Genomic DNA, 23,534 nt, shown 5'->3' on the forward strand with positions numbered 1-23,534 from the left:
ATCCATTTTCAGCGGCAATTGCCGCCTGCGCGTTCAGCCTGGATACATCTGAGAGTGGCTGTGGCGAGCCCTGTCGCCAGGTCCACACAAGCTCATCGCGATGCGTGGCATCGCGCTGCCGGTTTATGACTTTCCGCGGCGAGTTCGCATCCCGCCACCGTTTGCATCAGCCCCGCCACTTCGCCACGTGTTCCAGCAGATTCTTCAAAGAGGGTTCAGCCGAGCCCGCGGCCTCGCTCGGCTTCTCCAGCGCCGGAGTGAGGGAATCCGCGAGTTTCTTACCCAGTTCCACGCCCCACTGATCGAAGGCGTTGATGCCCCAGATCACGCTCTGCGTGAACACCTTGTGCTCGTAGAGCGAGATCAGGCGGCCTAGGGTCTTGGGCCCCAGCCGAGGGAACAAAATAACCGTGCTCGGCCGATTGCCGGGATGCAGCTTGTGCGGGATGAGCCGTGCGATCTCGCTCTCACTCGTACCCTTGCCCGCGAGATCCTGGCGCACCTGCGCCTCGGTCTGGCCGAAGGCAAACGCCTGCGCTTGCGCGAAACAATTCGCCAGCGCGAGGTTCTGTTGTTGCTGGAACGGGCTGGACGCGTTCACTGGCGCGATGAAATCGAGCGCCACGCGCGCCGTGCCCTGATGTAACAACTGGAAGAACGAGTGCTGCGCGTTCGAGCCCGGCTCGCCCCACAGCACCGCGCCGCTGTCATGAGACAAAGCCTCGCCTGCCAGCGTGACGCTCTTGCCGTTGGATTCCATTTCCAGCTGCTGCAAGTACGCCGGGAAGCGATGCAGCCGTTGGTCATAAGGCAGCACCGCCAGCGAATCCAGGCCGAGGAAGTTGCGATTCCACACGCCGAGCAGGCCCATCAGCACGGGCAGATTGTTTTCGAACGGCGTGGTGCGGAAGTGCTCGTCCATCTCGTGACCGCCTTCGAGCATGAGCTCGAATTGATCCATGCCGAGCGCCAGCGCCACCGACAGACCGACCGCCGACCACACCGAATAACGTCCGCCCACCCAGTCCCACATGGTGAAGCGGTTCTGCGGCGGAATCAGGAACGCATCCATCGCTTTGCTGTTGGTGGATACAGCCGCGAAATGTCGCGCCGGTGCGCCCTCGCCCAGCCGGTCGACGATCCATTGCCGGGCGAGCTTGGCGTTGGTGAGCGTTTCCAAGGTCGAGAATGTTTTGGAACAAACGATGAACAAGGTGCGCGCCGCGTCGACTTTTTCCAGCACGTCGCCGAGCTGCACGCCGTCGATGTTGGACACGCAGTGCAAGCGCAGATTGCGGTTGCGGTACTTCGCGAGCGCCTCGGTCGCCATCACGATGCCGAGGTCCGAGCCGCCGATACCGATGTTGACGATGTCCGTGAAGGTCTTGCCAGTGTGGCCGTGAATGCGGCCGCCGTGAATGCCTTCGACGAAGCTGCGCATCTTCTGCAGGCTCGCGCGCACTTCCGGCATCACGTCCTGACCGTCGACGAGGATCGGCCGATCGGTGCGATTACGCAAAGCCGTGTGCAGCACCGCCCGGTTCTCGGTGGTGTTGATTTTTTCACCGCCGAACATCGCATCGATGCGATTGCGCAACCCACGGCCATTGGCGAGCGCGATCAGCAGACGCAGCGTTTCGGCGTCGACGCGCTGCCGGGAAAAATCTAGCAGCAGATTGAGCTCGGAGGTGCGCGAGAAATTGACCGCGCGCTGTGGATCGCTCGCGAACAGATCGCGCAGGTGTCGATCTCGCATGCTCGCAGCGTGAGATTCGAGCGCCTGCCACTCAGGCGTCGTGTTCGCTGGCGTCATGGGAAAGTCCTCCTGCGGTCGTTCTTCGGCACTGGGAATGGTGCCGGAGGCTACCTCACCGAGGACTCAGGGTGAAGCTTTTGGTTACTTGCCGTAGTAGCCGACGTACCACTCGATGAAGCGGCGCACGCCCTCTTCCACCGGCGTCGCCGGTTTGTAGCCCACGTCCTGCACCAGATCCGACACGTCGGCGTACGTGTCGGGGACGTCGCCCGCCTGCAGCGGCAGCAGGTTCTTCTGCGCCTTCTTGCCGAGGTTGGTCTCGATGCACTCGATGTACTTCATCAGCTCCACCGGCGCATTGTTGCCGATGTTGTACAGCCGGTACGGCGCCTTGCTGGTGCCCGGATCCGGTGCATCGCCGCTCCAGTCGGGATTCGGCTGCGCCACGCGATCCATGGCGCGCACCACGCCCTGCGCGATGTCGTCGACATAAGTGAAGTCGCGCCGATGATTGCCGTAGTTGAAAACATCGATGGGCTTGCCTGCCATGATGCTCTTCGTGAACAGGAACAGCGCCATGTCCGGCCGGCCCCACGGGCCGTACACCGTGAAGAAACGCAGCCCGGTCACGGGCAGCTGATACAGATGCGCGTAGGTGTGCGCCATCAGCTCGTTCGCTTTCTTGGTCGCGGCGTAGAACGACAAGGGATGATCCACGTTCTGATGTACCGAGAACGGCATCTTCGTATTCGCGCCATACACCGAGCTGGTCGAGGCATACACCAGATGCTCGACGGCGTTGTGCCGGCAGCCTTCGAGAATGTTCGCAAAGCCCACCACGTTGCTGTCGATGTAGGCCAACGGATTCTGAATCGAGTAACGCACGCCTGCCTGCGCGGCGAGATGAATGGCTCGCTGAAATTTCTCTTGTTTGAACAGCGCGGCCATCCCTTCGCGGTCCGCCACGTCCATTTTCACGAACCGGAAGTTCGGCGACTTCTGCAGGATCGCGAGCCGCGCCTGCTTCAACGATACGTCGTAGTAATCGTTGAGATTGTCGAGACCCACGACCTCATCGCCGCGCGCCAGCAGAATCTGAGCGGTGTGAAAACCGATGAAGCCGGCGGCTCCGGTAAGAAGCAGTTTCATAGGATGCTTTGACCGAAAAATTGATGTCGCAAAGTCTACGCCGCAAGCCGGCGACTGCCCAGAGACGAGACAGATCAGAGCCGGCCGTCGACCTCGTCCGCCTCGAACACGTACTTGATGTCATACAGCACATGCGGCTTCTTGGCGAACGAGCGGATCTGGTCGATGCCCATTTCGCGAAACTGCTTGTGCGCCACGGCCAGCACGACCGCGTCGTACTTGCCCGGCGTCGGCTTACGGATCGGCTTGATGCCGTACTCGTGCTCGCACTCCTCCGCATCGATCCAGGGATCGAACACATCGACCTTCGCGCCGTACTTCTTGAGCTCGGCCACGACGTCGGCGACCTTGGAGTTGCGCAGATCGGGGCAGTTTTCCTTGAACGTCAGGCCCATCACCAGGATGCGCGAGCCGTTCACGTGGATGCGCTTCTTGATCATGAGCTGCGCAATCCGCTCCGCGACGTAGATCGCCATGTTGTCATTGATGCGACGGCCCGCCAGGATCATTTCGGGGTGATAGCCGATCTCCTGCGCCTTGTGCGTCAGGTAATACGGATCGACGCCGATGCAATGGCCGCCGACCAGGCCGGGACGGAACGGCAGGAAGTTCCACTTGGTTCCCGCCGCTTCCAGCACTTCCTCGGTGTCGATGCCGAGGCGGTTGAAAATCAGCGCCAGCTCGTTGATCAGCGCGATGTTCACGTCACGCTGCGTGTTCTCGATCACCTTGGCCGCTTCGGCCACGCGGATGCTCGATGCTTTGTGCGTGCCCGCCTTGACGATGCTGCCGTAGAGCGCGTCGACGAAGTCGGCCACTTCGGGCGTCGAGCCGGAGGTGATTTTCTTGATGGTCGTGAGCCGGTGCTGCTTGTCGCCCGGGTTGATGCGCTCGGGGCTGTAGCCGGCGAAGAAGTCCTTGTTGAACGTCAAGCCGGACACGCGCTCCAGAATTGGCACGGCCACCTCTTCGGTGCAGCCTGGATACACGGTGGACTCGAACACCACGATGTCGCCCTTTTTCAATACCTGACCGATCAGTTCGCTGGCGCGCTCGATGGGCGTGAGGTCCGGACGCTTGTAGCCGTCGATGGGCGTTGGCACGGTGACGATGAAGACCTGGCAGCCGCGCAGATCCTTCAAATTGGTGGTGTAGGTCAGCCGCTTGGCGGCCTTGAGCTCGGCGGACTCCACTTCCAGGGTGCTGTCCTTGCCTTTCTTCAGCTCGGCGACGCGCGCCGCCTTGATGTCGAACCCGACGGTGTGGAACGACTTGCCGAACTCCACCGCCAGCGGCAGCCCGACGTAGCCCAGACCGATCACGCCGAGCTTGCATTCGCGCAGACTGAATTGAGACATAAGTGTGCGTGTTCGAACTTATGGGGGGTTGATCGCAAAGGGCGCAAGAATGCCATAGAACCGGCGTCGAGATAGAGACATGGGTCTAAAGGGCAGCGCGATTCGCAGAGCTGTCGGAATCCTTGTCAGAGCACGTAAAGGACCGCCCAGAGACCGCTTAGCGTCAATGTGACGGTGTATGGCAACGCCATCCATACCATCCTGCCGTACGACAGCCGGATCAGCGGCGCCACCGCCGAAGTCAGCAGGAACAATAGCGCCGCCTGGCCGTTAGGCGTGGCTATGCTGGGAATGTTGGTGCCGGTATTGATGGCCACCGCGAGCCGGCCGAATTCCTGCGCAGTGATCGCTCCTTCCAGCACCGCGGCCTTCACTTCCGTGATGTAGATCGTGGCCACGAACACGTTATCGCTGACCGCGGACAACACGCCGCTCGCCAGATAAAACAGCGCCGCCCGCACATCTCCCGACTGATGCAACGCCCAGCTCACCACCGGCTCGAACAGGTGCTGGTCGTGGATCTGCGCCACGATCACGAAGAACACCACGATCAGGGCCGTGAAAGGCAGCGCGGCCTCGAACGCCTTGCCGATGCGCTGCTCCTCGGTCACGCCGGTGAACGCCGTTGCCAACACGATCACCAGCAGGCCGACCAGCCCCACTTCGGCCAGATGGAACGCCAGCGCGAGGATCAGGATCACGGCCGTGATCGCTTGCACCACCAGGATGGCGACATCGCGGGGCGTGCGACGCGCTTGCTGCTCGCGATCGTATGACTCGAGCACGTGATGAACCGCGTCAGGCAGCCGCGTGCCATAACCGAACCACTTCATTTGCTCGATCACCAGGCAGGTGACGATGCCGACGACGAAGACCGGCAGCGCCACCGGCGCCACCTGCAAAAAGAACTCCATGAAGTTCCAGTCGGCCTGCTCCGCGATCAACACGTTTTGCGGCTGACCCACAGGCGTCGTGACGCCGCCGAGCACGGTCCCTGCACCGGCGTGCATCAGCAAGCCGCGTAACACAGCGCGAAACGCATCGAGGTCGGAGCGATGCAACTCGCCGACATGTTCATCCGCCGAGCTGTCATGCGGATCGAGTTGTGTCTTGCCCGAGGCGACCTTGTGATAAACCTCGTAGAAACCCATAGCCACGGTGATCACGACCGCGAGCACGGTGAGCGCATCGAGAAACGCCGCGAGCACCGCCGGCACCAGGCAGAACAGAAATGCCAGCAGCAGATTCGAACGCACCTTCAGCAGCAGCTTGGTGAAACAGAACACCAGCATTTCCTTCAAAAAGAAAATGCCGGCCACCATGAAAATCAGCAGCAGGATGATGGGGAACGCCGTGAGCGTATGTTGATAGACCGAATCCGGATGTGTGAGTCCCAGCAATACGGCCTGCACTGCGAGCAAGCCGCCTGGCTGCAACGGATAACACTTCAGCGCCATGGCCAGCGTGAAAATGAACTCGAGCAGGATGAGCCATGCGGCCACGGTCGCCCCGTGCGCTCCGCCCAGCAGCATGACCAGGGGATTGAGCACGAGAAAGCCGAGGATAGTGAGCTTGTACCAGCGTGGCGCGTGACCGAGAAAGAGATGCTGATACGCTTGCAGCATGGGCGATGTTTACTAAGCCATCGCTGGAACCGCGCCCGCCGCTATTGGCGCCGGGGCTGGAGGCATTTCCGGCAGCGCCAGTTGTTTCCAAAGCGTCTTGCCGCCGCTGCTCTTGTCGATGGTGGTCAGCATGCGCTCGTGCGCCGCGAGCTCTTCTTCGCTCGCTCGCACGACTCGCAGCAGGCCACGCGGACGAACGACCGCCGCCACGGGCTCGAACGCGACATCGGTGCTGGCTTCGGTCGTCTCGCCGAGAATCAGCGCCGTCTGGCCGCCGGTCATCGCCAGATAGACTTCGAGCAGGATCTGCGCGTCGAGCAAGGCGCCGTGCAACTCGCGATGTGAGTTGTCGATGCCGTAGCGTTTGCACAGCGCGTCGAGGCTGTTGCGCTGACCGGGATGCATCTGGCGCGCGAGCGGCAACGTGTCGATGACGTTGCAGATCTTACGGGTCTGGCGCAGCGGGCCCGGCAGCCGCTTCAACTCTGCATCGAGGAAAGCCAGGTCGAACGCCGCGTTGTGAATGATCAGCTCGGCGCCGCTGATGAACTCGATGAGCTCATCGGCGATGTCCGCGAAGCGCGGCTGCTGCGCGAGAAACTCGTTGGTGAGGCCGTGCACCTGGATGGCGCCGCGATCGACCTCGCGATCCGGCCGCAGATAGCGATGAAAGGTGCGACCGGACTTGCGCCGGTTGACCATTTCGACGCAGCCGATTTCGATGATGCGATGGCCCTGCTCGGGCTCGAGGCCGGTGGTTTCGGTATCGAGGATGATCTGACGCATCAGCCGCCCAGCACCGAGTCCTTGAGGGCCTGCACGACTTGCGCCTGCTGCGCTTCGGTGAGGTACGGATGCATGGGCAGGCTGATGACGCGATTACCCGCGGCTTCAGAAATCGGGAAGCTGCCGACGCCCTGGCCGAGATTCGCGAACACCGGCTGCAAGTGCAGCGGCACCGGGTAATGCACGGCGGTGGGAACACCGCGCGCCTTCATGCCCTGCTCGACCTTGGCGCGATCCGCCACTTCGACCGTGTATTGGGCATAAACGCTGGTGCAATCGGGGGCCACGTAAGGCGTGACGACTTTGCGGGCCGGATCGCTTTCCCTGGCGAAGGCTTCGTCGATCATGGCCGAGTAGCGGGCGCCGATCCTGATGCGCGACTCCACTTCCTCGGGGAAGATTTCCATCTTCGCCAGCAGCACCGCGGCTTGCAGCGTATCGAGACGTCCGTTGATGCCGAGACGCGGATGATGGTAGCGACGATCCTGACCGTGCACGCGAATCTCGCGCATGAGCTTCGCCAGATTGTCGTCGTCCGTGAACAGCGCGCCGCCGTCGCCGTACGCACCGAGCGGTTTGGACGGAAAGAACGAAGTGGAGCCCACTTCCGAGACCGCGCACGAGCGCTTGCCCTTGTACATCGCACCGAAGCTTTGCGCGGCGTCCTCGATCACCGGAATGCGATGCTTGCGCGCGATCGCGTTGATCGCATCCATGTCGGCGCATTGACCGTACAGCGCCACCGGCATGATGGCTTTGGTCCGAGGCGTGATCGCTTTTTCGATCAGCTTCGGATCCATGTTGTAAGTGCGGGCATCGATGTCGACGAACACCGGCTTGGCGCCGGCCAGCGCGATCATTTCGCCCGTGGCGATGAACGTGAACGGCGAGGTGATGACTTCATCGCCAGGGCCGATGCCGTAGGCCATGAGCGCGATCAGCAATGTATCCGTGCCGCTGGAAGCGCCGATGCAATGTTTGGCGCCGACATACGCGGCCAGCTTGTTCTCCAGCTCGACAGTCTCCGCGCCCAGAATGTACTGCCCGTGCTCGAGCACCGCCCGGATGCGCGCATTGACCGAGTCCTGCACGCGGCGGTACTGGGTTTTGAGATCGATGAAATCCATGGAGTGACCCGATGATGATCGCAAGCTGGCGCGCATGATAGCTCATGCGACGGCGCTTGCTGATCGGGCAATGCCGATCGAGCGCGCGCGACTCAGGCGACCGGCTGGCGCACCATCATTTCGTCGATCGCGGCATTCGCCAACTGATCGGCGCGCTCGTTCCCCGGAACGCCAGCGTGTCCCTTGACCCAGTGCCATTCGATCTTGTGCCGCGCGATTTCGCGCTCCAGCGCTTGCCACAGATCGACGTTTTTCACGGGCTTCTTGTCGGCCGTGCGCCAGTCGCGCAATTTCCATTGCGGCAGCCATTCGAGAATGCCTTTGCGCACGTACTGAGAGTCGGTGTACAGCACCACGTCGCAGCTGCGCTTCAAAGCAGCGAGTGCCTGAATCGCCGCGGTCAGCTCCATGCGATTGTTGGTGGTCAGGGCTTCGGCGCCCTTGAGCTCTTTTTCATGGTCGCCGGAGCGCAGGATCGCGCCCCACCCGCCCGGCCCCGGATTACCGCGGCAGGCGCCATCGGTGTAGATCTCGACTGCAGCCATTTAGTAGAACGTCAGGTGCGACGCGTCGCGTTACGCGGTGTTGTTGGTTCGATGAGGCCGCCCACGACTTTGGGGCGCAGCCGCCAGCGCGGGCGAATCGGAGTCAGCGTGTACACGCGCTTGCGAGCCTTGAGCAGGTAGCCACCGGCAAACATCGGCCAGAGGTAATTGCCGGTGCGTTCGAAAAAGCGTTGCGAGGACGGCGAACTGGCGTTGAACGGCAGACCGAACAGATAGCGGCGCGCGTCGACGACCTCGAAGCCGAGCAACTTGAGCCAGTCACGCAGGCGGCCTTCGCTGATCAAGCGCTCGGTGCCGGGCGGGAAACCGCTCTTGGCGAACCAGTGCCGCACACCCCAGCTCGAAAACGGCCGGAAGCCGAACACGATCAGATGCCCCTCGCCCGACAGGATACGACCCACCTCGCGCAGGATCTCATGCGGCTCGGGCTCGTACTCCAGCGTGTGCGGTAATAAAACGGCATCGACCGAGTCCGACTGAATGGCGAGCGCATCGGTGCGCGAACGAATCGCCGATGCAACGCCGGCGCGACGACCACCGTGCCACGCGAGCACCGATTTGCGCTGAGTGCGCGCTTCGGACAGCAGGCCATCGTCATCGCCCCACTGCCCGATCTGCAGAAGCTGCCAGCCGAACACCTGCGCCAGGGCCTCGCTCGCGAGCTTGCGCTCGAGCGCATACACCCGCTGGCCGAGCGGCGAGCGCAGCCAGTCGTGCAGGTCCAGGGCAGAAGGTTCGGGCATAACGGAAGGATAACGGATCGGAACGGCCAACGGTTCGCTACGAAGCGCGCGCGTGAAGCGGACTTGCGTCGCAATCCGCGCGATCAGTGTGGCCGGATGTCGGTGCCAATGGAACCAGCTGCTCCGAGCGTCGTTTGAATCATGAATTAAACGCTTGCCGCTCAGCCACATGGCATGTTTAATACCCGCAGGTAAGTGTCCTGGGGTCGGTCAACAATATGCTTCAAGTGACCCCGGTTCGGGCATTTACTGACAATTACATCTGGCTGATCCACTCGCCTCGCGATCCTGCGCGCGTCGTCGCTGTCGATCCGGGCGATGCCAAACCCGTCGAGCGCACGCTCGCCGACCGCAATCTCACGCTGGCCGGACTGCTGATTACGCACCATCACGCCGATCATGTCGGTGGCGTGAGCGAGTTGCTGCGAAACAGAGACATTCCGGTCTTCGGACCCGCCAACGAAACCGTACCCGGCAATCCACAGCGATTGCGGGAAGGCGACGACGCCCGCTTCCCGGAGCTCGGCCTCGAATTCGAAGTCCTCGACGTTCCTGGCCACACGGCCGGCCACATTGCATACGTGGGCCACGGCGCCGTGTTCTGTGGCGACACGCTTTTCAGCGGCGGCTGCGGCCGCCTGTTCGAGGGAACGGCGGAACAAATGCATGCGTCGCTGTCCAAGCTTGCGGCCCTGCCTGCCGAAACTTTGGTGTACTGCGCTCACGAGTACACCCTCAGCAATTTGAAATTCGGCCTGGCGGTGACGCCGGACAACCAGGCGGCGGCGAGCTACCTGGCGCGTTGCCAGGAATTGCGGGCCCGGGATGAGGCAACGATTCCATCCGACATCAGGCGGGAGAGGAATGTGAACCCTTTCCTGCGCTGTGACGACGAGAGTGTGAAACAGGCCGCTGAAGCCCATGCGGGCCGCGGGTTACAGAGTGAACCTGAAGTCTTCGCTGTCATCCGCCGTTGGAAAGACAGCTTTCGGTAAGTGACGTTTTAACGTTCGACTAACAGGCGCCCCGGTTGAAGCCTTGGAGCGCCGGAGTGTACGGGAGTCGCCCGCCGGCTCGGTGAATCCGAGTATCAAGGGCTGACCTTTGGTTAATTCAACGCCTGCCCGACCGGGGCGAGGCAGGTGGAGGGATGTGATGTTTCAGTGGCGACCAGCGACCGCGCTGCCTGCAATTTTTGCAACGACCTTGGCGGTCCTCACGGCCGGCTGTAACCACACTCCCGCCTCGGAAGACACCGAAGCCGAAGAAGATCCGGTCGAAATGGTCGAGCTGGATCCTTCCATCACCAAGCTCGACGAAGCCGCCATCGGCGTGTCCGGTCCCGAACAGATCGAAGAAGCCATCGAAGCCCTGGATGCTCAGACCGGTCATCGCCTGGTTCGCGAGCTTGGCCAGGACGGCGCGCCCGTCCCCGAGGGGGGCGACCTGTTCGAACGCATCCGCAAGGGCTACACGCTCTCCGACGTCGATCACCCCTCGGTCGACATGGAGCTGCGCTGGTTCGTCAAACATCCCGATTACCTGGATCGCACCTTCAAGCGTGGCGAGCGCTATCTGCATCACATCGTCGGCGAGCTCGAAGCCCGCAACATGCCGCTCGAGCTGGCGCTGTTGCCGGTGGTCGAGAGCGCCTTCAATCCCGTCGCCTATTCGCGGGCCCGCGCGTCCGGCCTGTGGCAGTTCATTTCCGAAACCGGCCGTCGTTACGGCCTGAAACAGAATTGGTACTACGACGGACGTCGTGACGTCGTCGCCTCCACCAACGCGGCGCTCGACTATCTGCAATTCCTCGCCGAAGAGTTCGACGGCGACTGGCTGCTCGCCGTCGCCGCGTATAACTGCGGCGAAGCCCGCGTTGCCCGCGAGCTGGAAAAGAATCGCCGAGCTGGCAAGCCCACCGATTATTTCAGCCTGAGTCTGCCGCGTGAAACGCGCGCCTATGTGCCGAAGCTGCTGGCCATGCGTCGCATCGTCGGCGATCCGACCGCCCAGGGTCTGGCCTTCTCGCCGATTCCCAACGCGCCCTATTTCGTGAAAGTGGATGTCGGCGGTCAGCTCGATCTGCACGTCGCCGCCGAGCTCGCCGACCTGTCGAAGGAAGAGCTGCTGGCGCTGAACCCGGCCTTCAACCACTGGGTCACCGATCCCGACGGTCCGCATCAGATCCTGGTGCCGATCGATCGTCATGAGCGCTTCCAGGCCGGCATCGCCGCCCTGCCGCCCGAAGAGCGCGTGCGCATCGTTTACCACCGCGTGCGCCGGGGCGACACGCTCGGCGCCATCGCCGACAAGTACGGCATTTCTGTCGCCGCGCTCAAGACAGCGAACAAGATCCGCGGCAGCATGATTCATCCCGGTCAAGACCTGCTGATCGCGGCCGCTCCCAAAGGCATGAAGCTGCCGAGCGAAGCCGAGATCGCCTCGCTCGTGGAAGAAGAAAAGCCGGTGCGTCGCCGGGGGTCGTCGGACAAGCACGTGGTTCGCCGTGGCGAGACGCTCTGGAGCATCGCGCGCCGGCACGGTGTGAGCATGGAGAGCCTCGCTCACAGCAACGGCGTCGCCCGCAATGGCACGCTGTCCATCGGCCAGGTGCTGTCGATTCCAGGCACCGCCCAGCTCGCTTCCACCGACAGCAGTTCGGTGTCGCGCTCCACCACTTACGTGGTTCGCCGCGGCGATTCGCTGTCGACCATCGCCACCAAATTCCGCGTGCGCCTGACCGACCTGCTCGGCTGGAACAACCTGACCAAGCGCAGCGTGATCAAGCCCGGCCAGCGCCTGGTGATGTACCTCGAAGACCGGCGTCGCGCCGGCATTTGACGCTGTCCGAGCGTTCCGGCTCCGGCATAGAAAAAAATAAAAATCTTCTTCCCCCTCCCGTAAACGGAGGGGGCCAGGGGGTGGGTCTTCCGGCGGCCCGCGCCTGCGGACCGCCCGTCCCGCCAAGTTCCGAACGATCCGTTAGACTACGCACCAGTTTTTTTCACTGGAGCGGTTCATGGCATTTCTCGCAGGCAAGCGCGCCCTCATCATCGGACTGGCGACCGAGCGGTCCATCGCGTACGGCATTGCTCAGGCCATGAAGCGTGAAGGCGCGGAACTGGCGTTCAGCTACCAGGAGCGTTTCAAGGACCGCGTCGAGGCCATGGGCAAGGAATTCGGCGCTGCCGCCGTGTTCGAGATGGATGTGGCTAGCGACGACAGCATCAACGCTGGCTTCGAAGCCCTGAAGAAGAGCTGGGACAAGCTCGACATCATCGTGCATGCCGTGGCCTTCGCGCCTTCGGATGCGATTCGCGGCGGCTTCGTCGAATCCACGACGCGCGAGAATTTCCGCATCGCCCATGACATCTCCAGCTACAGCCTCACGGCCGTGGTGAAGGCGGCCGAGCCGATGCTCGAAGGCCGCGCGGGCTCCATCCTCACGCTCACCTATCTGGGCGCGGTCCGCTCGCTGCCGAGCTACAACGTGATGGGTCTCGCCAAGGCCAGCCTCGAGGCAGGCGTGCGTTTCCTCGCAGCCGATCTCGGCCCGAAGGGCATCCGCGTCAACGGCATCTCTGCCGGTCCGATCAAGACGCTCGCCGCCGCCGGCATCGGCGGCTTCCGCAAGATGCTGAGCCACGTCGCTTCGATCGCGCCGCTGCGCCGTAACGTCACCATCGAAGACGTCGGCAACACCGCCGCGTTCCTCGCCTCCGACCTGTCCGCGGGCATCACCGGCGAAATCATTTACGTCGACGCCGGCTTCAGCACCGTCGGCATGTCCTTCCCCGAGGGCGATTGATCCAACCCCCATGCAGAAGCACTTACCATGGATGGTTGTCCTGCTCTGCGGAGGGTTGGCGGCCTGCAACTACCACTCTTCGCGGAGCACGCGCAGTCCCGTCGAATACGACGTGCTCGTGGCTGAACAGCTCCAGGGAATCCCGGACGACCCGGTTGTCGAGGACCACGAAGTGCGGCGGATTCTGAGCCGCGACGCCGGACCCATGCTCGATGCGCTCAACGAGTTGAGCACGAAGCGGCCGGATCATTCCGCGTTGCCCGTGCTGATTGCAGCGTGGGAAGGAAATCGGAACCGGGAGCCGAATCTCAACTGGGACGAGATGTATCGCGAGGACGTGCGCTTCGCGTTAGCTTACGAGCTGACGCGAGCCCACGTGAAAGGCGCCGGTGGCATCCCGGTCGAGAGCATCGCCGACTTCGCGCGCGGCCGCCTCAACGATGCCTCCAATCCTGTTGAGATGGAGCAGCCGATCTATCTGCTCGCGCTCGCCGGCGAGGACAACGACATCGCGCGAGTTCAGAAGCTGCTAGAGACCAACCCGTCGCCTGTGTTCTTCTTTCATGGCGTCACAGCGTTGGGATCGAGCTGTTCGCCGCTCGCCGCCAGCGCGCTCGACTCTATCGCACAGAAGGTGCCACAAGATTTCGAGGCGTCGCTCCTGAAACAGCAGCGCAATAAGACCGCGGCGTTTCGTGCGAAGTGGTGTGACGCACGCGACGCCGCTGATGAGTCGTCTTCAATCTGACGGTTATTCGAAGACCTTCTCGTTGCGAACGATGTCGGCGTTGCGCTGGGCCTCTTCGACGTAGGCAGTCAGCTCTTCCCCACCCACGCGACGCTCGGTTTGACGGCGACGTGTGGCGCGCTCGGTTTCCGGCTCTGACTTCGCCTCGCCGCTGCGAATCTGCGTGACCGCGAGTACGGCATAGTTGCCATCGTCAGTGGTCACACCGGCCACGAACGGCTTCGCTTCGGAGATCTCGGACTTCGGCGCTTGGAACGCCGAACGCAGCACCGCCGGCGGAGCGATCGAATCATCACGCGTGACGAATCGCTTGCCGACCGGCTTCACTCCCGCCGCGCTCAACGAATCCCAGCTCTCGCCCTTCTGCAACCGGGCAACCGCATCTGCGCCCTTCGCTGCCGCCGCTTCACGCGCCTGCTGAGCGCGAAGCTGCGATTCGATGGCCGCACGAACTTCGGCCAGCGGGCGCGGCTCCGCCGGCTTGTGAGCGACGACGCGCAACACCACGGCCTTGTCGTCGCCGACCGGAATCAGCGGGCTGTTCTGCCGCCGCTCCAGCACATCTTCACTGAACGCGGCATCGACCACGCCCTGGTCGGCGCCGAACTCGCCACCGCCTTCACGGGTGAAGCCCTTGATCTCCTTCACCTGCAGGTTCATCGACTTCGCCACCGAGTCGAGCTCGGTCAGCGCCGCGAAGGCGGCGTCGGCCATCTTCTGCGAGTCGTCATAGAACGCGGTCTGCGCGCGGTCCTTGCGATATTCCGCTTCGACCTCGGCGCGCGCTTCTTCGAAGCTCTGCAGATGACCCTTTTCGATCTTCTCCAGCTTGAGCACGTGATAGCCGAACTGCGTCTTCACCGGGCCGCGCACTTCGCCAGGCTGCATGCTGAACAAGGCGTCCTCGAATGGGCCGACGAACATGCCTTTCTGCGCGAGGCCCAGATCGCCGCCCTGCTGAGCCGAGCCCGGGTCCTTGGAGTTTTCCTTGGCGAGCTGCGCGAAATCCGCGCCGCCCTTGGCCTTGTCGGTGAGCTCTTGCGCCTTCTTCTGCGCGGCCGCGTCGTCCAGCCCGTCAGTGGCCGTGATCAGGATGTGACGACCCTGGCGACGCTCGGGCGACTCGAAGCGCTCCTTGACGCCGTCGTAGTACTCCTTCAGCGCCTGCTCGCTCACGTCGACCTTCGATTCGGCCTCCGCTCGCGTCATTTCGATGTACTGCAGATCGACCGTCTCGGGCAGCAGGAAATCCTTGCTGTTCTGCTCGTAGTACTTCTGGATCTGCTCGTCGGTGACCTGCACCGACGCCAGGAACTCGTTGGCCGGAATGAGCGCGTAGTCGATTTCGCGCTGCTGCTTTTCCAGCGCGTAGCGCCGATCCAGCTCGTAGGGAACGGTGAACGACGACTCGATCACGCCCGTCTGCAACTGCTCGAGCAGCAGCTCGGCTTGCAGGTCGGCCTCGAAGCGGGCCTCGGTCGTGCCACTGGAGCGCAGCAGGCCGTTATAGCGGTCCTGCGAGAACTTGCCGTCGACCTGGAACTGCGGGATTTCCATCACGCGCTTGGCGAGCGCCTCGTCGCTGACCTTGTAGCCCAGGTCGTTGGCGCGCTGGGTGAGCAGCGTCTGCTGAATGAACTGATCGAGCAGCGCGGTCTGCTGGGCCTTGGCCATTTCCGGCGGCAGCTCGTTACGCAGCATCTGCTGCAATTGAGACTGGCGCTGCTGCCAGGCCCGGCGCACCGTCTCGGCCGGAATACGCTCGCCATCCACCTTGGCGGCGAAGTTCGCCGACGCGGACTGGAAGTCGATGCCCCAGAACACGAACACGATGGCGATGGCGCCCAGAAAAAATCCGGCGACCCAGCCGGTGATCTTGTCGCGGATGGTTTGCAGCATGTGTAGCGGGATTAGTCCCTAAATAATTGATTCCCAACGACTTGCCTGGCGCGCCATGCGGCCGAGGGCGCGCGATAGTAACAAACCCGGGGCCCCGCTGGCACGTGCGGCGGCCGGGCTCTATTTGTAGGCGCCTGAGCGCCGCCCCCGAGCGGGCTGGCGTCTGGCGCGAGCGGCCCGCTTGGCGGGCGGCGAATAGCGGATCTGACACCGCTCGCAATAGAAAGTGCGCCGGTCGGTCATGCCCAGGTACGCGCGGTGGAGCTTGATCTCACAGCGCGGGCACACGCCCTTGTTGTGGACCAGCCAGTGCTTCCTCAGCACGAAGGCCCGCTTCCATTCCAGGAACTGGAAGCTGTAGCGCCTGGCCTCCTCCACCATCTGCCGCAGTTTCGCAGGCGGCAGCGCGCCGAGCTTGGAGCAGGGATGCACGCGGATGCGATACAGCACTTCGTTCTTGATGATGTTGCCCACGCCGGCGAATACCGTCTGATCCAGCAAGGCGTCGCAGACCAGCGTCTCCGGCATCGCGCGCAGCTTCTTGCGAGCGGCGCCGGCGTTCCAGGTATTCGACATCACGTCTGCCGTCCAATCGTACGTCCCGTCGAGGTCGCCCTCGAGATAGCGCACGGAGCAAGCGTAGAAGTTCAGCTCCTGACCGCGAGCGAACCGCAGTCCGAGGCGAATGGGTTTGTCCGGCTTGCGCTCGTTGATGCAGTAACGGCCGAACATCAGCAGATGAATGCGAACGGTGAATTCGCCGAGCTCGATCAGGAAATGTTTGCCCCAGGTGCGCAGCGAGACGACGCGCTGGCCGACGATGCGCGACTTGTCGATCTTCGAGTTGCCTTCCGCGGCAAGCACTCGCTTGCCTTGGAAGATCTGCGCCTGCTCGCGCAGGATGATCAGCGAAGGTCCTTCGGGCATGGCTCATCGATTAATCGATGGAGCCATGCAAGGTTCCGTGCCTGCGGAGTATCGCTATTCGAGGCGTGCGTGCGGGCCGACTGTCGCGCCGACGAAGCCGCCGGCGACTTCGGTGCTCAGAATCGTGCCGTCATCGTTTTCCAGGAGTGGCTGCCATCCCGCCGCGTCGTAATAGAACGAGTAATTTCGTCCCTGCCCCGTGATCTTGAGCTTCAGGTCGGCATTCGCCGGCGGCTTCAGCGTCTTGGCCGCGACTTGTTTCAGAGTCTTGTCCGTCTTCTTTTCCAGAAAGATTTGTAACGACTCGCCGGCGCGGCGCGCTCCCAGGAAGTACCAGTAACCGCTGTTTTGAAACGCCGCGATTCCTGCTGCCACGCCCGTCTCTTTGGGCAGGCGTACCGCCGTGCTGGCTTCGAAAGCGAGATGTTGCTGACGACGCCCCAGATAGGCGGGATTGCCGCTGCCATCCAAACGTTCGTTGGTGGGGGTGATCCGTAATCGACCGCGCTCGGCTGAGAAATCGAACCATTGTTGCTTCGGTGAACGCACCTGCAGCCAACCGCCGTTCAAGGTGAGCTCGTTGAAGTCGTCGCGCCAGGTGAAGTTGCCACTCAGCGGCACGGCGTCCCGATGTATGTTCGGCAGCTTGGGCGCGGCAGCGACATAAGGAATGGGCTTGCCGTGCTCGAGGATCACGGGCCAACCGTCCTTCCACGTCACCGGCAACAGAAATGTCTCGCGGCCAGTGTTGTAGTTCACCGCGTCGTAGGGACGCGAAGCAAGAAACGTCGCCCACCAGGTCCCATCGGGTGCTTCCACCAGGTCGGCATGACCCGCGTTCGTGATGGGATTGGCGCGATCCTTGGCCAGGTCACGCTGCGTCAGAATCGGATTGTTCTCATACGGCGTGTACGGCCCCCACACCGACTTCGAGCGCAGAATCACTTGAGAGTGATTGACGCTGGTGCCACCCTCGGCGCACGAGAGGTAGTACCACTCGCCGCGTTTGAAAACATGCGGCCCTTCGATCCAGATGGGCTGCTTGGAAATATCCACGCCGCCGTTCAACACGACGCGCCGAGGCCCCACGAGCTTCATGCGCTTCAGATCGAGCTCTTGCATCCAGATCGCGCGATGGCCTTCGTAGCGCGGCTGCTCGTCGGGCGGTCCGTTGTTGAGTACATACGCCCTGCCGTCCGCGTCCACGAACAGCGAGGGATCGATGCCGTCGATCTCCGGCAGCCAGATCGGATCCGACCACGGACCGGCCGGGTTCTTGGCGGTCGAAATGAAATTGCCGCCGCTGTCCACCAGCGTGTTCAATACATAGAACACACCGTCGTGATAATGGATGGCCGGCGCGAACACGCCGCGAGAAATAGTCAATCCCTGAAAACGTAACTGCTCGGGGCGATCGAGCACGTGTCCGAGCAGACGCCAGTGCACCAAGTCACTGCTCTCGAACACGGGAATGCCGGGGAAATAGGCGAACGTGGAGTTCACCAGATAAAACTTATCGCCCGCCCGTGTGACGCTGGGGTCGGGATAGAACCCGGCGAGAATGGGATTGCGATAGCTGCCGGGCGGCAGCGGAGCGTCGAACACCGCGTCCTTGCCGGTGTATTCGAACCAATCGAACGAAACCGTCGGCTCGCTGTGAACGATCCACGGCGCCAACATCAGCGCCGCGATCAGAAACTGTTTCCAAATCAGCTTACGCATCAGCGCCCCCGAACCTACGCCCGGCTGCCCGGGTACAAGGATGTACCCCGCCGCCGCAGGCGGCGGCGAGAGGCAAAAGTCGCGCCTTTTGCCGACTCGCGCTCGGGTCGTGGCAGGATGCCGAATCCCGAGCACATAAAACAGGGCGCCTGGAATACTCCAGGCGCCCCTATTACATCATCAGAACGAAGCGCGCAGTCCGAGCAACACCTGACGACCCGGGTAATACACCGAGTACGGCGAGTTGTCGAAGCCGAACAGAGTGCGGATCGGCTCGTTGGTCAGATTCAGCGCATCCAACGTCACCCGCATGCCCTCGTTCAGGAACGGCAGCAGATAGCTCGCTGACAAATCGAGCTGACCGCGGTCGTCGGCACGCAGCGGCACCTGGATGTTGTTCTGCGGCTTATTGGCCGCGATGAACTCGTCGTTCCACACGTAATTCACGCTGACCGACCAGCCGTAATTTTCGTAGAACGCCTGCAGGTTGTACGTGCTGCGCGGAATGCCGGCGGGCGGCTCGTCGTCCGAGGAAACATCGATCCGCGTCGCGTTGGCCGAGAAGCCGAGGCCTTCGAGCACGATGTCCAGCGGCTGCACCCAGGTGAGCTCGACGCCGTCCAGCGACAGCTCGTTGAGGTTGACCGGCCGGTTGACGTTGACCAGCGCGTTCGGGCCGCCGCGAGGATCCATCGCCGCGCGCTGCGTATCGGTGAGGTCGCTATACGCGAGTCCCAGCTCCGAGAACGGCACGGTGGTCTGCCGCATCGCTGTGAAGCCTTCGATTTCCTTGCGGAACAACGCGACGCCGATGTAGCCCAGACCGCCAGTGTAGAACTCGCCACCCAGGTCGAAGTTGGTGGAGTAGTACGGCTCCAGGTCCGGGTTGCCGACCGTGGCCACCTGTCCGGACGGATCGCTGAAGGTCGTGCCTGGCAGAATCTGGCCCGCATCCGCGCGCGTCATGCTACGAGACACCGAGCCACGCAGCTTCAGCTGGTCGGTCAGATCGTAAGCCGCGTTCAACGACGGCAGGAAGTCGTCGTATGAGCTATCCAACGTCTGATCGATGATGCCCGAGGCGACTTGCACCGGGCTGGTCACTTCCTGATCGGTGTTGAAATAGCGCACGCCGGCATTCACGCGCAGATCGCGATCCGCCACGACGAACAGGCGATTCGCCTCGAGATACACACCCGCGGTCTCTTCGGCGATATCGCCGGTAGCGCCGCCGGTCACCGCGCCGATCGCCTCAGGCGCCGTGTCACGGTAGTAGGCGTAGTTCGTGGCGCGCTCGAGCGCCGCCAGCTGAGTCATGATGAAACGGCTGTAGCCCACGCTGCCGCTGGCGAGGTGTCCGAAGTCGTTCGTATCCATCGGACGCAGGTACTGCGCCACTTGCGAGTTCGGAATCAGACCCGTGAGGCCGTTACACTGCGTGCCGCACACTGCCTGCTGGAACGCCGCGCTGTTGTCATAGGCTCGAATGGTGCGCTCGGCTTTGTCGTAGGCCACGCCGACTTTGAAATTGTTGTCGTCGTCGCCGATGATCGTGTCGAGGTGCGCGCCTTGCGTTTCGGTCTCGCGCTTCACGTTCTGCACGTTCACGCGATACCACTGCCAACCCAGGTTGGGATCGTTCAGATCCACATTGGTGGTGATGATCGGCTGATCGCTGCCGCCGTTACGCAGATACACTTCCACGCCCGACTCGCGCGGCGTCTGGAAGTCGAACTGCGGCTGCTCGCGGAAGAACTCGCTGTGGCTGTAGTTCACCTGTGCGTTCACGCGCACGTTGTCGGCGACCTGCCACTCCATGCTCGGGTTGATGTTATAGAAGTCGGTGGTCTGGTCGAACACGTCGTTCTCGAGGAAGAAGCTCGAGTTCGCGAACGTGCCTTCGGTCACCACGTTGTTCGAATCCACGGTCAGGTCGATGGGGACCATGCCGCCCGTCGACACCGGTGAAGTGCCGGGGCCGGAGTTACGCACGTACCAGTTCATTTTCAAACTCTGATAGTCGCGATTCGACTCGGCGTACATGGTGTCGAGCGCGAACTTCAGCGAATCGGTGGGCCGATATTCCATCGACACCAGGCCCGATACGCGCTCACGATCGCCGATGGTGTAGATGTTGCGACCGAGACGCGGGATCAGCGCATTCTTGAGCACGTCGAGCGGAACGCCGGAGGTGGCGGCGAGATCGACCGGAGTGCCGGGAACGTAACCGCGCACGTTGTTCGGCATGGTGTCGGCATAGAAGAAACCGTTGCCGCTGCTCGAGCCCGGGTCATTGGTCTGCCTGCTGAGATTGCCGTCGGTGTAGCCGATTGACTCGAAGCCGTCGATGCGCGTCTTGGTCTTCACCGCGGACACGCCGACCAGGACGCCGAAGGTGTCGCCCCAAGTGTTGCTGGCGACGATGGCGCCGCGCGGGCTCACTTCTTCATTGCTATCGGTGTACTGGCTCTGGCCGATCACCGTGAGGTGCGCGCCCTCGCGGTCGAACGGCCGCGCATTGCGCAGGTTCACCGTGCCGGCGATGCCGCCTTCCAGCGTGGAAGCGACGGGCGACTTCGCGAGATCCAGCCGGGTGAACAATTCCGACGGGAAGAAGTCGAGGTCGACTTCGCGGTTGGCGCTGCCGCCGTTGGTGCCGCCGTCGGAAGCCACGGAGATCTGCGAGCCGTTCAACAGAACCTTCGAGAAGCTCGGCCCAAGGCCGCGAATCGAAACCTGCACGCCTTCGCCGTTGATGTCGCGGCTCAGCCGCACGCCGGGCATGCGATTCAAAGTTTCGGCGAGGTTGGTCGCCGGCAGCTTGCCGATGTCTTCGGCGAAGATCGAGTCGCCGAATGCCACGGCGTCTCGCTTGCTCTCAGTGGCGCTCTGCAAGCTGCCACGGATACCGGTCACCACGATTTCTTCGAGTTCAGCGCCGGTGGACGCGGTGCTCTGCGCCTCCTGCGGCTGCTCCTGCGCGAATACGCTCGCCGACGCCAGTCCTAAGACAGTCGCGGACGGAATCAACACCGCGCGCAGAATGTGTCGCCTGATCAAACTCATATCCCCTCTCCTCACAGCACTCGGTGCTGAATCAAAGTCGTCATCGACGGTGGTACCGCTATCAATTCGCGTCCAATAAACTGCCGCTCGCGGCGGCCTGCTCACCGATAGCGATAGAAACGAACCCGCTGAATCTGGAATTTGCCGGGCGCCAGTCGCACGTGACGCCCCTGATGGGTCTGGTCGCCATTCAGCAGGCGGGCCGGAACCCAGCGTCCCTGCGCGTCGAATGCGCCTTCCCAGGCTTGCTCGATGCCCGCAAGCGGCGGGCCCGCGCCCACCGGTTTCACGGTCACCGTAATTCCCTGCCCCGCGATCAAATATTCCTCGGGGCCGGTCTGAATGATGAGTCCGCCGTGCGTCGCCGTGCGCTGCTCCGCTTCGGGCAGCCATGGGTCGATGAACGACACGATGAAACGATAGTTGCCGATGTCTTCGGTGACCGGCAGATCGATGACGGTTTCGTCTTCTAGCACGCGCGGTTTGAAGCCGGACATCCGGCCGAGCCCCTGCGCGGAAAGAATTGCCGGGCTGAGTTGCCTCAGCACGGCATAGGCATCTGCCAGGGGGTTGGGTAACGGTTCGCTGATGGATTCGATGGAAAACGGACTGAAGCCGATCGCGTCCAGCTTGCCGAACGCATAGAACGCGTTGGCGGGCGCTTCGGGCTTGTCGGAATTGTTCGCTTCTGGAATGAACAGCGCGTTGTCGGCGCGGTAAAAGCGCGCGGCGAGCTCGACGAAGTTCGGAAAATAAATATCGGGCGCGAGGAAATCGAGCGACGGCGCGCCCGCCTTCCAGACATCCAGCAGGTGCGGCAGCGGGCCGCCGCTCGGATATTCGCCAGGCGCCTTGCCTGGACGATTGAGCGCGGCGTTTACATACATCGGCAGCGGATAAACCGCTTTGCCGGCGGTAGTGAGCGCCTCGACGAAACGGGAGTAATGCCAGGCGGTGAATGCCTCCGCGGCGGCATCGCCTTCGCCGAAGATTTCCGTCCAGCTCCCTTCGCTCTTGCCGCCCTGCTCGGCCCACAACTTGTGCAGGCCGGTCCGATGGTCGCGCGTGGCGCCGAGATGCTTAATCAGCTCAGCCGGCACGCGTTCGGCAAACAAACGATTGGCCTCGGCGCCGTATTCACGCGCCACCGGCAACATGCCGATTTCGTTCTCGACTTGCACCATGAGGATGGTGTTCTGCTGAGCATCGACGGCTTTAATGCGGCCCATGAGAGCAGCGAACGCGCGGGCATCGGCATCGCGTGTCGCCGTCGAGAATGCCGAGAGTATTTCCGTGCTCTGCCCGTTCGGCAGTTGCACGCGTGGAAACCTGGCCTGGTCGCGCTTCACCCATGCAGGCACATAGGTGGACATGCTGTTCTTCCATGCGCCGAACCACAGCAGCACGAGCTTCATGTCGTGCTTGCGCGCATCCTTGATCAGCTGATCCAGCGAATCCCAAACGAACGTGCCTTCGACCGGCTCGATCAGTTCCCACGACACCGGCGCGAGCACGGTGTTGAGATTCATTTGTTTGAGCTTGGGCCAGTACGGCGCCATGTACGCGGCGCTGGTGGCGCTGGAATTACCGAGCTCGCCTCCCAGCAGTAGCATGGGTTGATCCTTCACGATCAGGCGCATCGTCGTGCCCTGCCGCTCCAGTCGAGGCGGCGCGGCGGATGCGGTCGTTGACAGGAGCAACGCGGCGAGCACGGTCATAACAGAGGTCATGACGCGGGCCTGGAGCTTCCATGACAAGCGGCCTGATAGCGCTAACAGACGCGGCTGTAAAAAAACGCGCCGCGCGCGCTGGACACTCACCATGAACCCCCTTGGACACTCAACACACGATCTTGTACGACTTAACTATTGTTCTATGACCGTCGAGGGGTTGTCAAACCTGCGCGACAGAACGTCGCATGAAACATCGTCCAGTTAGACGCCGGTCACGTTTTTTCGCGGGCCTGTCAGGCTTTTGCACCGAACCTGACAGCGTTGCGAGCACGCAACCGCTGGGCTTCGACCTCGCGATTCCTGGGTTCCGCGCTCGTGGTCATGGAGTGAATCAAGGTGCGCGCGGCGGCGGCCACCTCCTCCACCGCGCGCTCGAAGGCCGCCTCGTTGGCTTTGGACGGAATCGTGAAGCCGCTCAGCTTGCGCACGAACTGCAGTGACGCGTCATGGATCTCGTCGTCCGTCGCCGGTGGCTCGAAATTGAACAACGTCTTGATGTTGCGACACATGAGCGCTCCGCC

The 23,534-nt window shown here is 62.5% G+C and carries 18 protein-coding genes; 4 read left to right on the plus strand and 14 right to left on the minus strand.

The genetic code is table 11. From position 1 onward, the window contains the following. Nucleotides 1-166: 166 nt before the first annotated feature. From pgi to VGD45_RS32680, 8 genes are all read right to left on the minus strand, one after another. Nucleotides 167-1,813, minus strand: coding sequence for a glucose-6-phosphate isomerase (pgi, locus tag VGD45_RS32645; protein WP_331159606.1), 1,647 nt, complete (start codon nt 1,811-1,813; stop codon nt 167-169). An 84-nt stretch (nt 1,814-1,897) separates the two neighbouring features. Next, the gene (locus tag VGD45_RS32650; RefSeq protein WP_331159607.1) at nt 1,898-2,905 is read right to left on the minus strand and encodes an NAD-dependent epimerase; all 1,008 of its coding nucleotides are present in this window, start codon (nt 2,903-2,905) and stop codon (nt 1,898-1,900) included. Nucleotides 2,906-2,979: 74 nt separating this feature from the next. Next, complete coding sequence (gene tviB, locus VGD45_RS32655; RefSeq protein ID WP_331159608.1) at nt 2,980-4,263, minus strand: Vi polysaccharide biosynthesis UDP-N-acetylglucosamine C-6 dehydrogenase TviB; 1,284 nt, start codon at nt 4,261-4,263, stop codon at nt 2,980-2,982. Between the two features lie 125 nt (nt 4,264-4,388). Then, on the minus strand, nt 4,389-5,888 hold the full coding sequence (gene nhaB / locus VGD45_RS32660) for a sodium/proton antiporter NhaB (RefSeq protein ID WP_331159609.1): 1,500 nt from the start codon (nt 5,886-5,888) through the stop codon (nt 4,389-4,391). Nucleotides 5,889-5,900: 12 nt separating this feature from the next. Continuing rightward, entirely contained in the window at nt 5,901-6,674 is a 774-nt protein-coding gene (dnaQ, locus tag VGD45_RS32665; RefSeq protein WP_331159610.1) for a DNA polymerase III subunit epsilon, read from the minus strand. Then, a complete protein-coding gene (locus tag VGD45_RS32670; RefSeq protein WP_349263408.1) occupies nt 6,674-7,801 on the minus strand; it encodes a DegT/DnrJ/EryC1/StrS family aminotransferase in 1,128 nt (375 codons plus the stop codon). The genes dnaQ and VGD45_RS32670 overlap by 1 nt, the downstream gene beginning before the upstream one ends. Before the next feature lie 92 nt (nt 7,802-7,893). Further along, nucleotides 7,894-8,346, minus strand: a complete 453-nt coding sequence (rnhA, locus tag VGD45_RS32675) for a ribonuclease HI (RefSeq protein ID WP_331159612.1) — start codon at nt 8,344-8,346, stop codon at nt 7,894-7,896. Between the two features lie 11 nt (nt 8,347-8,357). After that, complete coding sequence (locus VGD45_RS32680; protein ID WP_331159613.1) at nt 8,358-9,110, minus strand: class I SAM-dependent methyltransferase; 753 nt, start codon at nt 9,108-9,110, stop codon at nt 8,358-8,360. 218 nt (nt 9,111-9,328) lie between these two features. On the opposite strand from VGD45_RS32680, the gene gloB reads away from it, so the two are divergent. From gloB to VGD45_RS32700, 4 genes are all read left to right on the plus strand, one after another. Beyond that, on the plus strand, nt 9,329-10,105 hold the full coding sequence (gloB, locus tag VGD45_RS32685; protein ID WP_331159614.1) for a hydroxyacylglutathione hydrolase: 777 nt from the start codon (nt 9,329-9,331) through the stop codon (nt 10,103-10,105). Between the two features lie 160 nt (nt 10,106-10,265). After that, complete coding sequence (locus VGD45_RS32690; RefSeq protein ID WP_331159615.1) at nt 10,266-11,951, plus strand: lytic transglycosylase; 1,686 nt, start codon at nt 10,266-10,268, stop codon at nt 11,949-11,951. 178 nt (nt 11,952-12,129) lie between these two features. After that, complete coding sequence (locus tag VGD45_RS32695; protein ID WP_331159616.1) at nt 12,130-12,918, plus strand: enoyl-ACP reductase; 789 nt, start codon at nt 12,130-12,132, stop codon at nt 12,916-12,918. A gap of 118 nt (nt 12,919-13,036) precedes the next feature. Then, nucleotides 13,037-13,666: a hypothetical protein gene (locus VGD45_RS32700; RefSeq protein ID WP_331159617.1), complete on the plus strand. Its 630-nt coding sequence runs from the start codon at nt 13,037-13,039 to the stop codon at nt 13,664-13,666. Between the two features lie 3 nt (nt 13,667-13,669). On the opposite strand, the gene VGD45_RS32705 is transcribed toward VGD45_RS32700, so the two are convergent. The 6 genes from VGD45_RS32705 to VGD45_RS32730 form a co-directional block, all read right to left on the minus strand. Next, nucleotides 13,670-15,565, minus strand: coding sequence for a SurA N-terminal domain-containing protein (locus tag VGD45_RS32705; RefSeq protein WP_331159618.1), 1,896 nt, complete (start codon nt 15,563-15,565; stop codon nt 13,670-13,672). 120 nt (nt 15,566-15,685) lie between these two features. After that, nucleotides 15,686-16,492, minus strand: coding sequence for a DNA-formamidopyrimidine glycosylase family protein (locus tag VGD45_RS32710; protein WP_331159619.1), 807 nt, complete (start codon nt 16,490-16,492; stop codon nt 15,686-15,688). A 54-nt stretch (nt 16,493-16,546) separates the two neighbouring features. Then, nucleotides 16,547-18,172 carry a glycoside hydrolase family 43 protein gene (locus VGD45_RS32715; RefSeq protein WP_414717622.1) on the minus strand — a complete coding sequence of 542 codons (1,626 nt, stop codon included), beginning with the start codon at nt 18,170-18,172 and terminating at the stop codon, nt 16,547-16,549. 222 nt (nt 18,173-18,394) lie between these two features. Then, nucleotides 18,395-21,280, minus strand: a complete 2,886-nt coding sequence (locus VGD45_RS32720; RefSeq protein WP_331159621.1) for a TonB-dependent receptor — start codon at nt 21,278-21,280, stop codon at nt 18,395-18,397. A 101-nt stretch (nt 21,281-21,381) separates the two neighbouring features. After that, nucleotides 21,382-23,010: a DUF5597 domain-containing protein gene (locus VGD45_RS32725; RefSeq protein WP_331159622.1), complete on the minus strand. Its 1,629-nt coding sequence runs from the start codon at nt 23,008-23,010 to the stop codon at nt 21,382-21,384. A 236-nt stretch (nt 23,011-23,246) separates the two neighbouring features. Continuing rightward, nucleotides 23,247-23,522, minus strand: coding sequence for a DUF2277 domain-containing protein (locus VGD45_RS32730; RefSeq protein WP_331159623.1), 276 nt, complete (start codon nt 23,520-23,522; stop codon nt 23,247-23,249). Between the last annotated feature and the right edge of the window lie 12 nt (nt 23,523-23,534).

This window comes from Steroidobacter sp., assembly GCF_036402275.1.
Taxonomy (GTDB): domain Bacteria; phylum Pseudomonadota; class Gammaproteobacteria; order Steroidobacterales; family Steroidobacteraceae; genus Steroidobacter.